At 65.1% G+C, this 16360-nt stretch carries 20 protein-coding genes; 17 read left to right on the top strand and 3 right to left on the bottom strand.

What is annotated here, in order from left to right; translation table 11 throughout:
• From VNK82_05370 to VNK82_05315, 12 genes are all read left to right on the top strand, one after another.
• Positions 1–600: hypothetical protein (locus VNK82_05370; GenBank protein ID HXE90377.1), on the top strand; the 600-nt coding region annotated here is incomplete at its 5' end.
• Between the two features lie 30 nt (positions 601–630).
• Positions 631–1602: a hypothetical protein gene (locus VNK82_05365; protein HXE90376.1), complete on the top strand. Its 972-nt coding sequence runs from the start codon at positions 631–633 to the stop codon at positions 1600–1602.
• Between the two features lie 4 nt (positions 1603–1606).
• Positions 1607–2011, top strand: coding sequence for a methylmalonyl-CoA epimerase (gene mce, locus VNK82_05360; protein ID HXE90375.1), 405 nt, complete (start codon positions 1607–1609; stop codon positions 2009–2011).
• A 23-nt stretch (positions 2012–2034) separates the two neighbouring features.
• Positions 2035–2745, top strand: coding sequence for a tRNA (adenosine(37)-N6)-threonylcarbamoyltransferase complex dimerization subunit type 1 TsaB (gene tsaB, locus VNK82_05355; GenBank protein ID HXE90374.1), 711 nt, complete (start codon positions 2035–2037; stop codon positions 2743–2745).
• An 18-nt stretch (positions 2746–2763) separates the two neighbouring features.
• Positions 2764–3222, top strand: a complete 459-nt coding sequence (gene rimI / locus VNK82_05350; GenBank protein HXE90373.1) for a ribosomal protein S18-alanine N-acetyltransferase — start codon at positions 2764–2766, stop codon at positions 3220–3222.
• Between the two features lie 68 nt (positions 3223–3290).
• Positions 3291–3512 carry a hypothetical protein gene (locus VNK82_05345; protein HXE90372.1) on the top strand — a complete coding sequence of 74 codons (222 nt, stop codon included), beginning with the start codon at positions 3291–3293 and terminating at the stop codon, positions 3510–3512.
• Positions 3513–3600: 88 nt separating this feature from the next.
• A complete protein-coding gene (locus VNK82_05340; GenBank protein HXE90371.1) occupies positions 3601–4269 on the top strand; it encodes a phosphatidylserine decarboxylase in 669 nt (222 codons plus the stop codon).
• Positions 4269–5144 (top strand): phosphatidylcholine/phosphatidylserine synthase, encoded by an 876-nt coding sequence (locus tag VNK82_05335; protein ID HXE90370.1) that lies wholly within the window; start codon positions 4269–4271, stop codon positions 5142–5144. The genes VNK82_05340 and VNK82_05335 overlap by 1 nt, the downstream gene beginning before the upstream one ends.
• Entirely contained in the window at positions 5141–6169 is a 1029-nt protein-coding gene (locus VNK82_05330) for an Asd/ArgC dimerization domain-containing protein (GenBank protein ID HXE90369.1), read from the top strand. The genes VNK82_05335 and VNK82_05330 overlap by 4 nt, the downstream gene beginning before the upstream one ends.
• A complete protein-coding gene (locus tag VNK82_05325) occupies positions 6166–6687 on the top strand; it encodes an LptE family protein (protein HXE90368.1) in 522 nt (173 codons plus the stop codon). The genes VNK82_05330 and VNK82_05325 overlap by 4 nt, the downstream gene beginning before the upstream one ends.
• 177 nt (positions 6688–6864) lie before the next feature.
• On the top strand, positions 6865–7989 hold the full coding sequence (holA, locus tag VNK82_05320; GenBank protein HXE90367.1) for a DNA polymerase III subunit delta: 1125 nt from the start codon (positions 6865–6867) through the stop codon (positions 7987–7989).
• 136 nt (positions 7990–8125) lie between these two features.
• The gene (locus VNK82_05315) at positions 8126–8908 is read left to right on the top strand and encodes an arylamine N-acetyltransferase (protein HXE90366.1); all 783 of its coding nucleotides are present in this window, start codon (positions 8126–8128) and stop codon (positions 8906–8908) included.
• Positions 8909–8995: 87 nt separating this feature from the next.
• Here VNK82_05315 and VNK82_05310 read toward each other — a convergent pair whose 3' ends face one another.
• Together VNK82_05310 and rpsT are read right to left on the bottom strand one after the other, a co-directional pair.
• On the bottom strand, positions 8996–9631 hold the full coding sequence (locus tag VNK82_05310; GenBank protein ID HXE90365.1) for a superoxide dismutase: 636 nt from the start codon (positions 9629–9631) through the stop codon (positions 8996–8998).
• A 188-nt stretch (positions 9632–9819) separates the two neighbouring features.
• On the bottom strand, positions 9820–10083 hold the full coding sequence (gene rpsT, locus VNK82_05305) for a 30S ribosomal protein S20 (GenBank protein HXE90364.1): 264 nt from the start codon (positions 10081–10083) through the stop codon (positions 9820–9822).
• A gap of 101 nt (positions 10084–10184) precedes the next feature.
• Between rpsT and VNK82_05300 the strand changes: the two genes are divergently transcribed.
• The 5 genes from VNK82_05300 to era all read left to right on the top strand — a co-directional run bounded on the left by VNK82_05300 (position 10185) and on the right by era (position 15889).
• Positions 10185–11822, top strand: a complete 1638-nt coding sequence (locus VNK82_05300; protein HXE90363.1) for an AAA family ATPase — start codon at positions 10185–10187, stop codon at positions 11820–11822.
• A gap of 224 nt (positions 11823–12046) precedes the next feature.
• Positions 12047–13075, top strand: a complete 1029-nt coding sequence (locus VNK82_05295; GenBank protein HXE90362.1) for a PhoH family protein — start codon at positions 12047–12049, stop codon at positions 13073–13075.
• Between the two features lie 61 nt (positions 13076–13136).
• On the top strand, positions 13137–13562 hold the full coding sequence (ybeY, locus tag VNK82_05290; protein ID HXE90361.1) for an rRNA maturation RNase YbeY: 426 nt from the start codon (positions 13137–13139) through the stop codon (positions 13560–13562).
• On the top strand, positions 13559–14824 hold the full coding sequence (locus VNK82_05285; protein ID HXE90360.1) for a hemolysin family protein: 1266 nt from the start codon (positions 13559–13561) through the stop codon (positions 14822–14824). Before ybeY ends, VNK82_05285 begins: the two co-directional genes overlap by 4 nt.
• A 150-nt stretch (positions 14825–14974) precedes the next feature.
• Positions 14975–15889, top strand: coding sequence for a GTPase Era (gene era / locus VNK82_05280; protein HXE90359.1), 915 nt, complete (start codon positions 14975–14977; stop codon positions 15887–15889).
• A 59-nt stretch (positions 15890–15948) separates the two neighbouring features.
• Here the strand turns inward: era and VNK82_05275 are convergent, their stop codons facing one another.
• Positions 15949–16302, bottom strand: a complete 354-nt coding sequence (locus VNK82_05275) for a four helix bundle protein (protein ID HXE90358.1) — start codon at positions 16300–16302, stop codon at positions 15949–15951.
• Positions 16303–16360 lie beyond the last annotated feature (58 nt).

Genomic DNA, 16360 nt, shown 5'->3' with positions numbered 1-16360 from the left:
GGGCTGGCGCGCGCCACCGCCGATGTCACCACTGTGCTCGACGCGAGCGGCAAGGACCTTATCCTCATCGAGACCGTGGGCGTAGGCCAGGATGAGGTAGACATCGTGCGCCTGGCCGACGTCACCCTAGTGGTGCTGGTGCCCGGCATGGGTGACGATGTACAGACCATCAAGGCCGGCATCATGGAGATCGCCGACGTATTCGTCATCAACAAGAGCGACCGCGAAGGCGCGGAACGGGTAGAGCGCGAAATCCGCGCCATGCAGACCCTGGCCACGCGCAGCGACGGCTGGACGCCGCCGATCGTCAAGACCGTGGCCACCGAAGGCACGGGCATCGGCGAATTGGCGGAGGCCATCGCGTCCTACGAGGACTTTCTGGCGCGCGAAGGCCTGCTGGAAAAGAAAAAGACGGAGAACTGGCGGCAGCGTCTGGTAGAAATGTTGCGCGAGTCGCTGCTGGAGCGGGCCCTGCGAGAACAGATGAATGACGGGCAGGTCTCGCGGTATGCTGCCGAGGTCGCCCAGCACCGCCGCGACCCCTATTCGCTGGTGGAGGAGATTGTTTCCGGATTCGGCAAGTCCAGCAGAGCGGACTAGAGCCGGTCCGGCAGAAAAGGATTCATCGCCATGCCCGCGGTCGAGAACGTGATTCCCGGCGAGCTGACCATTCACGTGCGCGCGCACGAAGTGGCGAGCGCGCAGGGCGCCGTGCCCTGCTGGTCGTTCGTCACCGAGGGCATGAAGTTGCTGGGACAGCAGGAGATGGTGTTCACTCTCCGCCGCAGCGAGCAGGAAGGCGCAGAAGACTACCCGCCGGCGGTTCCGGACCTGTTCCGCAGCGTGTTCGAGCTGGCCAAGAACGGGGAATACGTCGAAGCCGGCGGATGGACCGAATTCCAGGCGCTCTACTTTCTCGGCCGGGCTGATGTGGCCGGGCTGCTGTATCTGCCCGCGCAGGAAGTGCCGGGCCTTGAGCTGCCGCCCGATTGCCTGCTGGCCACCATGCTGGTGGGCGACGAGCTGATGGCGGTGCAGTCCTTCGGCCCCATGCGGGTTGCGTCGCTGCTGGGAAACGCCTTCCAGTTCTATCCCTGGCCGCCCTGGTTCGACCGCACGCGAGGAAGCGTGCTGAACCTGCGGGAAATGGAGAAGGCCAGCCTGCTGGCGACGCTGCCGCGCGGCAGCCTCTACCATTGCGCCCGCGTGCGCAAGCAGCAGGAGAGCATCCTGCTCAGCCTGCTGCCCGAAGCCCGCGCCGAGATCCCCCTGTTCATGGACCAGGTACCGCGCGAACAGCCGCTGGCTCTGCTGACCCACCTGGACCCCGAGGCCAATGGCTGCCTGGTGTGGCAGCCGGGCCAGACGGGCGCGGCCGGCATCGCGCCCGAGAAGAGCGACGGTTCGCGTCCTTCAGGCGCGTTCCTGGCCTTCATTCCCGCGCAGGAACACAACCAGGGCCAGATCTTCGAAGACGGCTTCACCATGCAACTGACGGCCGCGGCGTGGAACGTGGTGCGCGAGGCCCTGAGAGCCGGACGCCCGTTGCACGTTCCGGGCTCGCCGGGCTGGTTCAGCCTTTCGGTAGAATGGATCTCCTGACGCCGTGCACGCCATCGATCATCTGGGCATCGCGGTCAAGTCGCTCGCAGCAGCCCGCGCCTTCTATGAGAAGCTCGGCCTGCGGGTCGAAGGCGAAGAGACCGTGGAGCACGAAAAAGTCCGCGTGGCCATGTTCCCGGTAGGGGAGAGCCGCATCGAGCTGCTGGAGGCGACGGCGGACGATTCCGCCATCGCCCGCTTCATTGCCAAGCGCGGCGAAGGCCTGCACCACGTGGCCGTGCGCGTCCCCGACCTCACTGCCGCCGTGGCCCGCCTGAAGCAGCAGGGAACACGCTTCGTCAACGAGCAGATTCAGACGGGCGCCGGCGGACATCGCTACGTCTTCGTGCATCCTTCGAGCGCGGGCGGAGTGCTGGTGGAACTGGTCGAGGATTCCGCACGTCCCTGAACGATGTCGGCAAGGGCAACGCCATGCTCATCCTCGCCACCGATACGTCCTCCAAGCACGGCGGCATCGCACTGGCGCGCGGCGACCGCGAGCGCTTCGAGGTGCTGGAGGTCGTTCCTCTGGTCGGTGGAACTTTTTCCGCGCAATTGATTCCGCAAGTGGCTGCGCTCCTTGACCGCCACCAGGTTCGGAAACAGGACCTGGACGGGTTCGCCGCGGCCACCGGTCCGGGTTCGTTCACCGGGTTGCGCGTCGGGCTGGCGGGCGTGAAGGCGCTGGCCGAGGTCCTGGGCAAGCCCATCGCTCCGGTTTCCGTGCTGGAGGCGATTGCCGCGGTTTCCGGTCTCGAGGGCCGCGTGCTGGCGGTGCTGGACGCCGGTCGCAACGAGGTCTTTGCGGGCGAGTATGCGGTGAAGGGCAGCCTGGTTCACCGCCTGGGCGAATCGCTGCTCTCGCGTGACGATTTCCTGGCGCATGCCTGCGCTGCCGTCCACCGCACGCGTGTGGCCACGCCCGACGCATCCCTCGGCGAGTTCCTGCGTGCGCACGGACTCGAATGCGTCGTGCTCGATCGCCCGCGCGCCGACGCGATCGCCCGTCTCGGCCTGCGCAAGCTGCTGGCCGGCCAGACGGTCTCCGTCGAGCAGCTCGACGCCAACTATCTGCGTCGCTCCGACGCGGAAATCTTCTCGCTCCCAAAGCTCGCTGGATCCACTACCAAGTCTGAAAACTAAGAACTGAGAACTGTCTCTTTGCCCGTCCGCCCCGCCACCGTCGCCGACTTGCCCGCGATGCTCGCCATCGAGCGCGCCTCGCCGACCGCCGCCCACTGGCCTGAGGCCGAATATCGCCGTCTCTTCGCCGAGGAGCCGACCCAGCCCCGCCTCGCACTGGTGGCGGAAGAAGACACGAGCGTCGTGGGTTTCGTGGTAGCCCGCGGCGTCGCCGGCGAGTGGGAACTGGAGAACCTGGTGGTCGCCGCTTCGGTGCGCCGCCGCGGCCTGGGCTCGCTTCTGCTGGAGGCGCTCCTGTACCGCTTGCGGGCCCTGGGCGCGGCCGCCGTGTTTCTCGAGGTGCGCGAGTCCAACCAGACCGCGCGCCGGCTCTATGAGCGCCACGGGTTCCTTTCCAGTGGTCGCCGGCGAGCCTATTATCAGGACCCTCCCGAAGACGCCCTCCTCTATCGCCTGGCTTTTCCACAGGTTGAATGAAGGGGATTGAACCTCACCAGTTCCTGTGCTACGGTGAAAGTCCAATCTCTGGCTTAGGAGGTCTCTGGATGGATCCCGTGCGAGACCAACTTCTGGCCAGCCATGAAGAGTTCCGCCGGCTGGCTACCGAGCACACGCAGTACTCCCAACGCCTCGATTCCCTCATCCAGAAAAGATTCCTTACCGAAGAAGAGAAGCTCGAAGAGGTTCGCCTCAAGAAGCTGAAGCTGCGCGTGAAAGACCAGATGGAGCTCATTGAGCGCCAGTACCGCCAGCAGCAGCCTGCTTAGCTCCTCCGGACAAGCCCCGGCCCCCGCGATGGCGGGGGCCTTTGCTTTTCGGAGTTCCGAACCTCAAACCGATATAATCACCCCGTACATGGTGCGCGACGGCTATCTGTACGCGGCGGGCATGCTGGCAGCAGCCCTGGTTCTGGGCTGGCTCACCGCGCCGTCGTTGGCCGTGGCTCCCCTGCTGCTGGCGGGCTTCTTCCTGTGGTTTTTCCGCGACCCGGAGCGCGCCATCCCTGCCGTGGCTGGGGCCATTGTCTCGCCGGCCGACGGCAAGGTCACCGATGTCTCCACCGTCTTTGTGGCGGGCGAGCCTCGCACCCGCGTCAGCATTTTCCTCAACGTCTTCGACGTGCATGTGAACCGGTCGCCTATCGCCGGAGTGATTCGCGCCGCCGAGTATCGCCGGGGCCAGTTCCGCAACGCCATGGACGCCGCCTGCGCCGAGCACAACGAGCAGAACATCGTCACCGTGGAAGGCGAAGGCCACACGGTCGTATTCAAGCAGATCGCGGGCCTGCTGGCCCGCCGCATCGTATTCAACAAGAAGGTGGGTGACGTGGTGGCCCGCGGCGAGCGCGTGGGGATGATCAAGTTCGGCTCGCGCGTGGACGTGATCCTGGCCCCCGAGGCCCACATTGAAGTCAAGATCGGCGACCGCGTGCACGGCGGCTCGAGCATTCTGGCCATGGCGCTCGTGACCGCGGCTCCTGTCACCGAGCTGGCCGCGCAGGGCGCGGCTCAGGGAGGCCGCTGATGCAGACCGCGCCCTTCCCGCAGCCGGTTCCCGCGGTTCCCAGGCGCCGCCCGCGCAAGGGGATGTATCTGCTGCCGGGCCTGTTCACCACCGCCAACCTGGCGTTCGGCTACTACGCCATTTCGCAGGTCCTGATGGCGCAGGCCAACGGAAATCCCGCCCAGAATCTGGACCAGGCAGCCAAAGCCATCGGCTTTGCCATCCTGTTCGACGGCTTCGACGGCCGGATCGCCCGCATGACCGGCACCTCCAGCGAGTTCGGCAAGCAACTGGATTCCCTCGCCGACGCCATCACCTTCGGCGTTGCGCCCGCCTTGCTCGCCTGGGTGTGGGGAATCCGGCTGCTTCCGCAACTGGCCGACGCCGAGCTTCAGGTGCGCCTGGCGCAGTTCGGCGCCATCGCCACGTTCCTGTTTCTGGTAGCGGGCGTGAGCCGGCTGGCGCGCTTCAACATCCAGATCAATCCGCAGCCGTCGAACCCCGGCCGCCCGGGCAAGAAGTACTTCGTCGGTATGCCGATCCCCGCCGGCGCCGGCGTTGTGGCCGCCACGGTGCATCTCTCCGGCGGCGTGCCGCTCACCGAATGGTGGATTTCCGGACTGTGGCTGTTGCTGGTGGTCTCGCTGGCGTTCCTCATGGTCAGCACCTGGCGGTTTTACAGCTCCAAGGACATCGACCTGCGACGCCAGCGCCCCTTCCGCAACATCGTCTTTCTGGGCCTGCTGTTTGCCGCCATCTGGTTTTATTCACGCTACGTGCTGTTCGTCATGGCGCTGGCCTATATGATCAGCGGTCTGCTGTGGCGCCTGCAGTACCTTTTCCGCCGATCCGGCACCACGCCCGAACATCAACATCAACCCAGTCCCGTGCGATGAAGCCGCAATTCCAACGCGTCGCCATCGTGGGAGCGGCAACGCTCAAGGGCAAGGAACTGAAGGAAGTCCTGGAGGAGCGCGAGTTTCCCGCACTCGACGTGCGCCTGCTCGACGATGATGAATCGCTCGGTCAGCTCGAATCGGTCGGTGACGAGGCTACGTTCATCCAGAGCGTGACGCGGGAGACGCTGGAGCACGTCGACGTCGCCTTCTTCGCCTGCGAGGAGAACTTCACCCGCCGCCACTGGCATATCGCCCGCGACGCCGGCTGCGCCATCGTCGACCTTTCTTACGCCCTCGAGGAGGAAAGCGGCGTCTCGGTGCGTTCCGCCTGGCTGGAGCAGGAGCTGGCGGAAACCCGCCCGGTGAACGGCAGCGCCATCATGGTGGTGGCCCATCCGGCAGCCGTCGTGCTGGGGATGCTGCTGGTGCGCGCGCGACGTGCCGGGCTGGAGGGACCCGCCATCGTCACCGCCTTCGAGCCGGCTTCTGAGCACGGCCGCCGCGGCATCGACGAACTGCACGAGCAGACCGTCAACCTGCTCTCCTTTCAGGGCATGCCGCGCGACGTCTTCGATTCCCAGGTGGCCTTCAACCTGGTCTCGCGCTACGGCGAGCAGTCGCTGCCCGCCCTGGAGACGGTGGAGCGCCGCATCCTCAGCCACTTCGAGAAAATCACGCGCGGCTCCGTGCCCGTGCCTTCCATGGTGCTGTTGCAAGCCCCCATCTTCCACGGCCACTGTTTCTCCGTTTACCTTGGGCTGGACCGGGAGGTTCCCATCGCGGACGTGGCGCAGGCGCTGGAAGGTGAGCACGTGGCCGTCACCGCCCTCGATGAGGACGCGCCCACGAACGTTTCCGCCTCCGGCCAGGAGCAGATCCTGGTGTCTGTGCGTTCCGATGCCGCCCGCCGGAACGGCGTTTGGCTCTGGGTCGCGGCCGACAACCTGCGCGTGCTCGCCCTCAACGCTGCCGAATGCGCCGCGCGTCTGGCTCCCGCCCTGCGCGGAGGAAGAGTGCAGTGAAGCTGGCTCGCGCGCTGGCTGCGTGTCTGGCGCTCGCACTCTTCTCCGGTTGTGGATATCACACGGCGGGAAGCGCTTCGCGGCTTCCCTCCAGCGTCCAGACCATCGCCATCCCGGCGTTCACCAACCAGACGCAGACCTACCGCATCGAGCAGCAGATGACGGCTGCGGTGGTCCGCGAGTTCCTCACGCGTACCCGCTACCATATCGTGAATGAGGCCGGCGACGCGGCCGACGCCGTGCTCCATGGCGTCGTGCTCTCCACCGAAGCGGCGCCGCTCACCTACGACTCGCAGACCGGCCGGGCTTCTTCCGCGCTGGTCACCGTGAAGATGCGCGTCTCGCTCACCGGCCGCGACGGCACGGTGCTCTGGGAGAACCGCGATTACACCTTCCGCGAGCAGTACCAGGTGTCGCGCGAGGTCTCCAGCTTCTTCGAGGAGGAGTCGCCGGCCGTCGAGCGCTTGTCCCGCGACTTCGCCCGCACTCTGGTCTCGAACATCCTGGAGGCGTATTGACGTGGTCTTCACGGCGACGATTGAGAATCAACGGGCCGCCATCCTGAGCGAGGGAGGGCCTTTGGGCGTACTCGGGGCCCCCGCCGCGCGTAGCGCGGTGGGGCAGCGCGCGGGAAAGCGGAGCGAAGGATCTTGGTTTTCCTTTCGGCCGCGTTTGCGAGGAACAAAGGGGCACTGATGCGTTCCTTCGCCGCCACGGACCGTTTTGCCGCCGAGGTCCGCGAACGCCGCCTGCGCCCGGCCTACGTCTTCCTCGGCGACGAGGTCTTCTTCCGCGAGCGCTGTCGCGACGCCATCCTCAGCCACCTGGTCCCCGACGACCTGCGCGACTTCTCCCTGCATGAGGTCGACCTCGCGGAAGCGAGCGTGGCCGAACTGCTCGACCGCGCGCGCACACCCTCGCTCATGGCGCCCTTCCAGGTCTTCTTCGTGCGCAACGTCAAGCTGCTCTACGGTCGCGGCTCGCATGAGGAAGAGTTCGACGCCATCGAAGCCTACGTCAAGCAGCCCAACCCGGACGCGGTTCTCATCTTCGTCGCCGACCACATCTCCATCCCCGCCGACGCCCGCCGCATGGAGCTGACCGACCGCGACCGTTATGAGCGCATCCGCGATACGCTGGGCGAGTACTGCGGCATCGTCGAGCTGGCGCGGGTGGAGGAAGGCGAAGGCGTGCGCTGGGTGACGGAGACGGCCGCCGCGCAGGGGGTTGCGGTCGAGCCTGATGCCGCCCGCGAACTGGTGGACGCCCTGGGCGCCGACATGATGATGGTTTCGACCGAACTTGAGAAGCTCATCCTCTACGCCGGCGAGAAGCGCCGCATCACCCTGGGGGACGTCGAAACCATGGTGCTGGCCGCCAAGCAGCGGTCGCTGTTCGAGCTGACCGATGCCATCTCCGCCCGCGACCGCGTCCGCGCCCTCAAGGTTCTGGACGCGCTGCTCTCTTCCGGCGACGGCGACGAGGCCGCTATCGGCCACCTCTACATGCTCTCCCGCACCTTCCGCCAGATGCTGGTGGTGCTGGAGAAGAACGTGCGCGACTCGCGCGCCATCTGGCAGGCGCTGTGGCAAGGCTTCCGCGTGCCGCCCTTCGCCGCTGAAGACCTCATCCGACAGGCACGCCGCTACACCTCGCGTCGCGATCTGACGCGCGCCCTGCGCCTGGTGGCCCGCGCCGACCTCGCCCTGCGCTCCTCGCCGCCCAACAAACGACTGGTGCTCGAGCAACTGGTCCTCGAACTCGCCGCCCCGCCGCGTCCCGCCGCACCCGCCTGGCAGCAGGACGAACTCCCGGTCTAGCCTCTTGTCTGTCCCGAGCGCAGCGAAGGACCCTTACGTCTTGCCCCCCGCTCGACCACAGAGAACTGAGAGCTGAGAGCTGACTCGCAACGTCTCCGGAGCTGCACGCCGCGGCCCGTCATCTAAAATCGAGACTGTGGATGTTTCCGCCTATCTCGCTCGCATCCGCTACGAAGGCTCCCGTGAGCCCACGGCGGAGACTCTGCGCGCTCTGCAGGTGGCGCACCTCATCGCGGTGCCGTTTGAGAACCTGGATATCCCCCTCGGCCGCCCGCTGCATCTCGGCACCGAGGCGCTCTTCGACAAGATCGTGCGGCGCCGTCGTGGGGGCTTCTGCTTCGAGCTCAACGGGCTGTTCGCCGCGCTGCTCGGCGAGCTTGGTTTCCACGTGGACTTGCTGGGCGCCCGCGTCGCCCGCGAGGACGGCCAGTACGGCATCCCTTCCGGACACATGACGCTGCGCGTCTACGCGCCCGGCTCGCCCGTTGCTTGGCTGGCCGATGTCGGTTTCGGCGATTCCTTTCGCGAACCGTTGCGCCTGGAATCCCCTGCCGAGCAGGCGGACACGTCCATTGCCGACGGTCGCCGCTTCCGCATTTCGCCGCTGGGCGACGAGATGCTGTACGAAATGCGCGAGAGCGACGGCCCCTGGCTTCCGCGCTACTGCTTCCCGCTAGAGCCGCGCCCCATGGAGCACTTCTCCGGCCCGTGCGATTACATGCGGACTTCGCCGGACTCGCCCTTCACGCGCCGCCGCATCTGCAGCCGCGCCACTCCGGACGGGCGCGTCACCCTCTCCGACTTGAAGTTGATCGTGACGTCCAAAGGCCGGCGCACTGAGACGCCCATCCGGGAAGAGGACTATCCTGTCCTGCTGCGTGAGCATTTTGGGATGGAACTGAGCGGATTAGCAGCCTGAGACCTGACACCTGACACCTGAGACCTACAAACCAAAACCGGCAGGCTCTTCACCTGCCGGTCGAAAACGGAGGAACGAAAATCCGCCCTAAGCGACGGCCTGCTTGAGTTCGCTCCGGTGCAAAGTGAATCGCTGCTCGACTTCCCTCCAGTTCACGACTTCAAACCAGGACTCCAGATAATCCCCGCGCCGGTTTTGATACTTCAGGTAGTACGCGTGCTCCCACAGGTCGTTACCCAGTAACGGCGCCTGGCCGAACATCACCGGGTTGTCCTGGTTGACGGTGGTGGTGATGGCCAGCTTGCCGTTGTTGTCGAGCACCAGCCACACCCAGCCGCTGCCGAAGTGGTTCAAACCGGCGGCAACGAACTTCTTCCTGAATTCCGGGACCGTTCCAAAGCTTCCACGCAGAGCTTGTTCGAGCGGACCCGTGGTCAGCTCGCTCCTATCCGGAGTCATGCTGGGCCAGAACAGGCTGTGATTCAAATGGCCTCCGCCCTGATTCCTTACTGCGGTGCGAATCTCCTCCGGCACCATCTCCAGATGGCTGAGGATTTCTTCGAGTTTTCGGTTGTGCAGTTCGGGAAAACGGTCGAGCGCGGCATTCAACTTCTCCACGTAACCGGCATGGTGCCGCGTGTGATGGATCTGCATGGTCTCTCGGTCGATGGTGGGTTCGAGTGCGGCGTAGTCGTACGGCAAAACGGGCAACACGTGTGCCATGAATTCACCTCGTCGGGAATGATTTCCACTTCTATTTAGATGGAAGGCCGGCGCGAAGGGATTCGTTGCCCGTGAACTGGCGTGATGAGAAAAACCGGAGATGTGCGCCCCCAAAAGACGAACGGCAGGTTCTACACCTGCCGTTCAGGGGCTAAATGCTAACTGCGAATTGCCAATTGCTTATCGCGCTACTTCAATCCATTCACCCTCGCCGCCAGCCGCGACTTGTACCGCGCCGCCGCGTTGCGATGGATCACGCCTTTGCCCACGGCCTTGTCGATAAGGGAAACGGTCTCGCGATAGCGCGACTGGGCTTCCTGCTTGTTGCCCGCCGCCAGCACCTGGCGGAAGCGCCGCAAGGCGGTGCGGAAGCGCGACTGGTTGGCCCGGTTGACCGCCGTGCGTTTCTCCGTCTGCCGGACGCGCTTCAGCGCCGAAAAATGATTTGCCATAGGTTGTGCGTTACTCCTGAAAGAATTTCCGATGGACTCCGAATCTAGTATTGTACGGGAGCGCCGGAGAGCGGTCAAACCCGCGCCCGCGGCGGCACCGCATGACCAGCAGCCTCGACCGCATCAAGGTCCTCATCAACTCCAACACCCCCATCATCCTGCTGGAGACGGTGGAGGAAGCCCGGGCGCTCTCCCTCATCAAGCTCGCCGCCAGCCAACTGAATCTGCCGGTCTTTGAGTGGAGCATCGCCGATGGCTTGCAGCGCGTAGGCCTGGCGTCCGCTTCCTCCGGCGATGATCCACGCGCCGCCAAGCGTGAGCTCCAGCGCCGCATCGACGCCGCCCGGTCTGCGCTGGGGGAAGCCAACCTGCCGCCGGTGGATTTTGCCTCGCTCGAAGCCGAGCGCGCCTCCGCCGCCATCTTGAACACCAAGGTCCCGGCGCAGATGCTGGCCCACATCGAGACCATGACCATCGAGGCGGTATTCGTGCTCAAGGATTTCCACCGCCACCTGGACGACGCCGTCGTCATCCGCCGACTGCGCAATCTGGCGCAGCAGTTCTCGCGCAGCCGCCGCGCCCTGGTGCTCACCGGGCCGACGCCGCGGCTGCCCGAGGAGTTGGAAGCACAGATCGAGCGCCTGCCGCTGCCCATGCCCGACCGCGAAGCTCTCCGCCAGGTGATTGAGGCCACCTTCGCCCGCCTTTCGCAGAGGTTCGCCATGAAGCGCAAGCTGGATGACGCCGGCCTGCATGCCATGGCCGCCAACCTGTGCGGTCTTACCGAGGACGAAGCCGAGCGCACCGTGGCCCAGGCGCTGGTCGCTCGCTACGAGCTCTCATCGCAAGTCGTCGTCGATGTGCTCCAAGGCAAGAAAGAACTGTTGCGCCGCAGCGGCCTGCTGGAGTTCATCGACGTCCGCGAAGACCTGGCCTCGGTCGGCGGCCTGGAGAATCTGAAAAAGTGGCTCAGCCTGCGGCGCGGCGCCTTCGAGCCTGCCGCGCGCGACTATGGCCTCGAGCCGCCCCGGGGCGTCATCCTCATGGGTGTGCAGGGGTGCGGCAAGAGCCTCTGCGCTCGCGCTATCGCCGGCGACTGGAAGCTGCCACTGGTCAAGTTCCAGACCTCCGCCGTCTTCGACAAGTTCATCGGCGAAACCGAAAAGCGCGTGCAGCGCCTCTTCGAAGTCGCCGATCAGCTCGCGCCCGTCGTCCTCTGGATCGACGAACTGGAAAAAGTCTTCGCCGGAACCGGTCCGGAGGCCGCGGCCGTCGATGCCGGTGTTTCCGCGCGCATGCTCGGCGCTTTCCTCTCCTGGATGCAGGACCGCCGCTCCGCCGTCTTCATCGCCGCCACTTCCAACAACGTCGCGGCTTTGCCGCCGGAGCTTCTGCGCAAAGGACGCTTTGACGAGATCTTCTTCCTCGACCTCCCCAACCAGGCCGAGCGGCGCGCCATTTTTGCGCTGCATCTCGCGCGCCGCAAACGGAGTCCCGCGGAGTTCGACCTTGACCGTTTGGTGGACGCGGCCCGCGGCTTCTCCGGCGCCGAAATCGAAGGCGCTGTGCAAGCCGCCATGTACGCCTCGTTTGCGGACAAGAAGCCGCTCTCGACCGAAACGCTGCTCGAGACGCTGCGCGCCACCGTTCCGCTCTCCCGCACCCGCGCCGAGGACATCACCCGCCTCCGTGCCTGGGCCCAGGAACGCGCGGTGCCGGCTTCGCTGCCGGAAAGTTAGCTTCGGGAGCGTCTTCGTAGCCAAACGACTACCGGACTAAGCCGAACCCCGTCCGTCACTCCCACCCTCGGTTGACTCCCGAGACCGCCTGGCGCTAGGCTAAAACGAATGGTAGTTGCTTCGGTGGCGAGGTTCGCTCCCGTTCACTCTTCCCCCCGCAAAGATTGCACACGTGGCCCACGGCCTGCGCCGCGCTACGTCAGGAGGTTCGCGCCCGACACTCCATGAAGAAGAACGTCGAGATCGGCCCCAACATCGAGACCCTGTTCGGTACCCGCGACGAAAACCTGCATCTCATCGAGGACGCCCTGAACGTTTCCATCGACCTGAAGGCGGATACGCTGCAGATCGAAGGCGCCGCCCGCGACGTCTCCCGTGCCGAGCAGATCGTCCGCGACTACGACCAGCTGCAGCGCGCCGGATACAGCTTCACCAACGGCGACCTCGGCTCCATGCTGCGCCTGGTGACGTCGGACGCCTCAGTCACCCTGCGCGGGCTGGCCGAATCGGGGCGCCAGCGCGCCGCCGGCCGCCGCGTGGTCCAGCCCAAGAGCCTCAACCAGCGCCGTTACATCGAAGCCATCGAGAAATTCGACATGGTCTTCGGCATCGGCCCGGCCGGTACTGGCAAGACCTATCTCGCCGTGGCCATGGCCGTGCACCATCTGCTGAACAAGCAAGTGCACCGCATCATCCTCGCCCGCCCCGCGGTCGAGGCCGGCGAGCGTCTGGGCTTCCTCCCGGGGACCCTGCAGGAGAAGATCGATCCCTACCTGCGCCCGCTCTATGATGCCCTCTACGACTTGCTCGAGCCCGAAAAAGTCGACCGCTATCTGGAGAAGAACGTCATCGAGATCGCGCCTATCGCCTTCATGCGCGGCCGCACCCTCAACGAAGCCTTCGTCATTCTGGATGAGGCGCAGAACACCACCAGCGAGCAGATGAAGATGTTCGTCACCCGGCTGGGCTTCAACTCCAAGGCGGTGATCACCGGCGACATCACGCAGATCGACCTACCCGGAGCGCGGCGCAGCGGACTGCTCGAGGCCCGCGAGATCCTGAAGACCGTCGAAGGCCTCCACTTCTGCTACTTCAACGAAAGCGACGTGGTGCGGCACCACCTGGTGCAGCGCATCATCCGCGCCTACGATGAACACAAGGAAAGGCAGGCCGAAGCCGGCAAGACGGAAGCCGAAGCGGTGAAAGCAGCGGAGGCAATTCCTCCCGCCGAACGGAAGTACACCGAGGAATAAATCGGTAGAATAGCGCGGGAGGAACGGCTGCCGGCCGCTTCTCCCGTTTCTCTTTGCGAGCATGATCATCGTGCGCCAATCCGTGCGGGGAGTGAGCGCGAGTGCGCTCCAGCGTTTTGCCGGCCGCGCGCGGAGGGCCGCCGGCCTGGCCGGAGCGGTCAACGTGTTGATCACCACGGACCGCGACCTGCGCTCGCTGAACCGCCGTTTCCGTCGCAAGGACAAGGCGACGGACGTACTCTCCTTTCCGGGGGCAAACGGTACTGGCGGGGACATCGCCATCTCGGCGGAGACGGCGGCGCGCAACGCGCGGCGGCTCGGCCACTCGACGGCCGCGGAGCTGAAAGTGCTCATCCTGCACGGCGTGCTTCACCTGGCGGGCTACGACCACGAGCGCGACGGCGGCCGGATGGCGCGCCGGGAACAGCGCCTCCGCCGCGAATTCCGCCTGCCCGCAGGACTGATCGAGCGGAATCGCAAGCCATGACCCTGCTGCTGTTCATCATCGGCATGGTGCTGGCAGGTCTGCTGGCCCTGGTCTCCTATGTCGAGCGCGTGTACTACGAGATGGGCAAGTTCCTGGCCCGGGAGTTCCAGGAGAACATCGAGAGTTTCGAGAAGAAGGTGGAACCGCGCCTGGGCGCGAACCGCAGTCGCGCCTCGCTCTCCATGTCGGTGCTGGCGCAGCTCCTCACCGCGACCCTGGCGCTGCTGGTGGGATTCTCCATCTTTGCCGACGGCGCCTGGGACTGGGCGGAGCTGGCCGAAGGTGCCGCCGCCGTGCTGATCATCGTGCTGTTGTTCAACCGCCTGCTGCCCTTCGTGCTGTTCGCGCGCACGCGCGGCGACTGGCTGGCGCCGTTCGCCCCCGTGCTGCGCGTGCTCATCTATCTCGCGCTGCCGTTCACCATCGTGCTGAGCTTCGCGCTTTCGGTGGCGGCGCTCACCGAGGATCACGCCGTCGAAGAGCCGGAAAGTCCGGCCGAAGCGGTGGACGCGCTCATCGAGGCTGGACAGGAAGAGGGCATCCTGCACGGCGCCGACCGGCAGCTCATCCATTCAGTGGTCGAGTTCGGCGAGAAGACAGTGCGCGACGTCATGACGCCGCGTCCGGAGATCGTCGCCGTCCCTTCGGACACCACCGTGGATCAGTTCATCGAGCTGCTGCGCACCAAGCCGTACTCGCGCGTGCCGGTGTACGAAGGCACGCTGGACAACATCCAGGGCGTGGTGTTCGCGCACGATGTGCTGCCCATGTCGGACGCCGAAGCGCGCACCCGCACGGTGCGCGGCCTCATGCGTCCCGTGCCCTTTGTCCCGGAGACCAAGCGTGTGGGCGCCCTGCTGCGCGAGCTGCAGAAAAACAACATGCACATGGCCATCGTCATCGACGAGTACGGCGGCGTAGCCGGTGTGGCGACTATCGAGGATCTGGTCGAGGAGATCGTGGGTGAGATCCGCGACGAGCACGAGGCCAAGGCTGACCTGGTGCGCGAACCCGATGGCGCCGTCGTGGTCCCGGGCAATACGGACGTGGACCGCCTGGTGGAGCTGTTCGGCGTGCGCCGCGAAGCCTATGCGGCGACCACGGTCGCCGGCCTGGTGAGCGAGATGCTGGGCCGCATCCCGGCGCAGGGCGAATCGGTCGAGGACGAGCAGTTGCGCTTCGAGATATTGGAATCCACCGGCCGAAGGATTGTGCGGTTGCGCATACGCCCGCGCAAGGCAGCGACTGCAAAGGCGAAATGATTTCACCGCCGAGAGCGCCGAGAGCGCAGAGAGAAGCTCACCACAAAGGTCACAAAGGCAACACGAAGGCGCAAGCATCTTGCGCGGTCCGAGTCCGCTTTGCGCCTCACTTCGGCTGCAACTAGACTGACCACCGGCCACTGAACACTGATGTCGTTCCGCTCCGGCTTCGTTTCCATCCTCGGGCGGCCCAATGCGGGCAAGTCCACGCTGTTGAACGCGTTGGTGGGGCAGAAGCTCGCCATCGTCACGCCCAAGCCGCAGACCACGCGCAATCGCATCCTGGGGATCGTCAACGTGCCCGGCGGGAAGGGAACACCGCCCGGGCAGATCGTGCTCATCGACACGCCCGGCGTGCACAAGCCGGATACGCCGCTCAATCGCAAGATGATGCAGGAAGTGCACGAGGCGCTCTCCGACCGCGACCTGATTCTGCTCATCGTGGATGCCACCGTCGAATTCGGCGGGGGCGACCAGTTCGTCCTCGACCTGGTGAAGCGCGCCGGCGGGCCGGTGTTCCTGCTGCTGAACAAGATCGACCGCATCGAGAAATCGAAGCTCCTGCCGCTCATCGACCGCTACCGCCAACTGCATGATTTCGCCGAGGTGATCCCCATCTCAGCGCTCAAGCGCGAAGGGCTGGAAGAATTGCTCGAGTGCGTGATTCGCGCGCTGCCCGAAGGCCCACGCTACTTCCCCAAGGACCAGGTCACCGACCAGCCGGAGCGCTTCCTCGCCGCCGAGATTGTGCGTGAAAAGGCCATCCTCGCCACCGAGCAGGAACTGCCCTACGCGGTCACCGTGATGTTGGACAAGTACGAAGAATTGCCCAGGCTCACGCGCATCTACGCCACCCTCTACTGCGAGCGCGACGGCCAGAAGAAGATCCTGATTGGGAAGGGTGGCGCCATGCTGAAAAGAATCGGTACGGACGCGAGAAAGGAGCTGGAGCGGATCCTGGGAACGAAGGTGTATCTCGAACTATTTGTCAAAGTACAGCCAGGCTGGCGCGAATCGCGACGATTTCTAGAAGAACAGGATTGGAGACGACAGTTGGGTGAATAGGCTGGCGGGCTAGCGGCTGGCGGCCGGCCGCACGGTGAGGTCGAAACGAGCATCGTTGCTCAGCCGAGCGAATTGATCAAGGCGTTCAGCAAGCGTCCCAACTCATTGCACTGTCGAAGCAGGATTTGGAGTTGTGCAGGCCTGACATATTCGAGATCGTGTGCGATTTCGAGCTGATTCTCCAGTTCATACAGTGAGCCTCTCGCCTGCATGAGGAAGTGCTTGAAGTCACGGTCAGCGCTGCGCCCTTTGCCTTCGGCGACGTTACTCGGGATAGATATCGCAGCACGTCGAATCTGTGAAGTCAGACCGTACAGCCCGTCCTTTGGGAAGGACTTTGTCAAAACGTAGACCTCCCGTACCAGATCCTTGCTCTTTTGCCAAGCCACAAGGTTGCGGAAACTCTGGGTCATGTCTTCACCAATCCCGGACTGGCTGGACAGGGGTGAGGCATGGACCGACGGGTTGGCA

Source organism: Terriglobales bacterium (assembly GCA_035573675.1).
In the GTDB taxonomy this organism is placed as follows: domain Bacteria; phylum Acidobacteriota; class Terriglobia; order Terriglobales; family Acidobacteriaceae; genus DATMAB01.
This window is presented reverse-complemented; position numbering and strand designations above follow the sequence as displayed.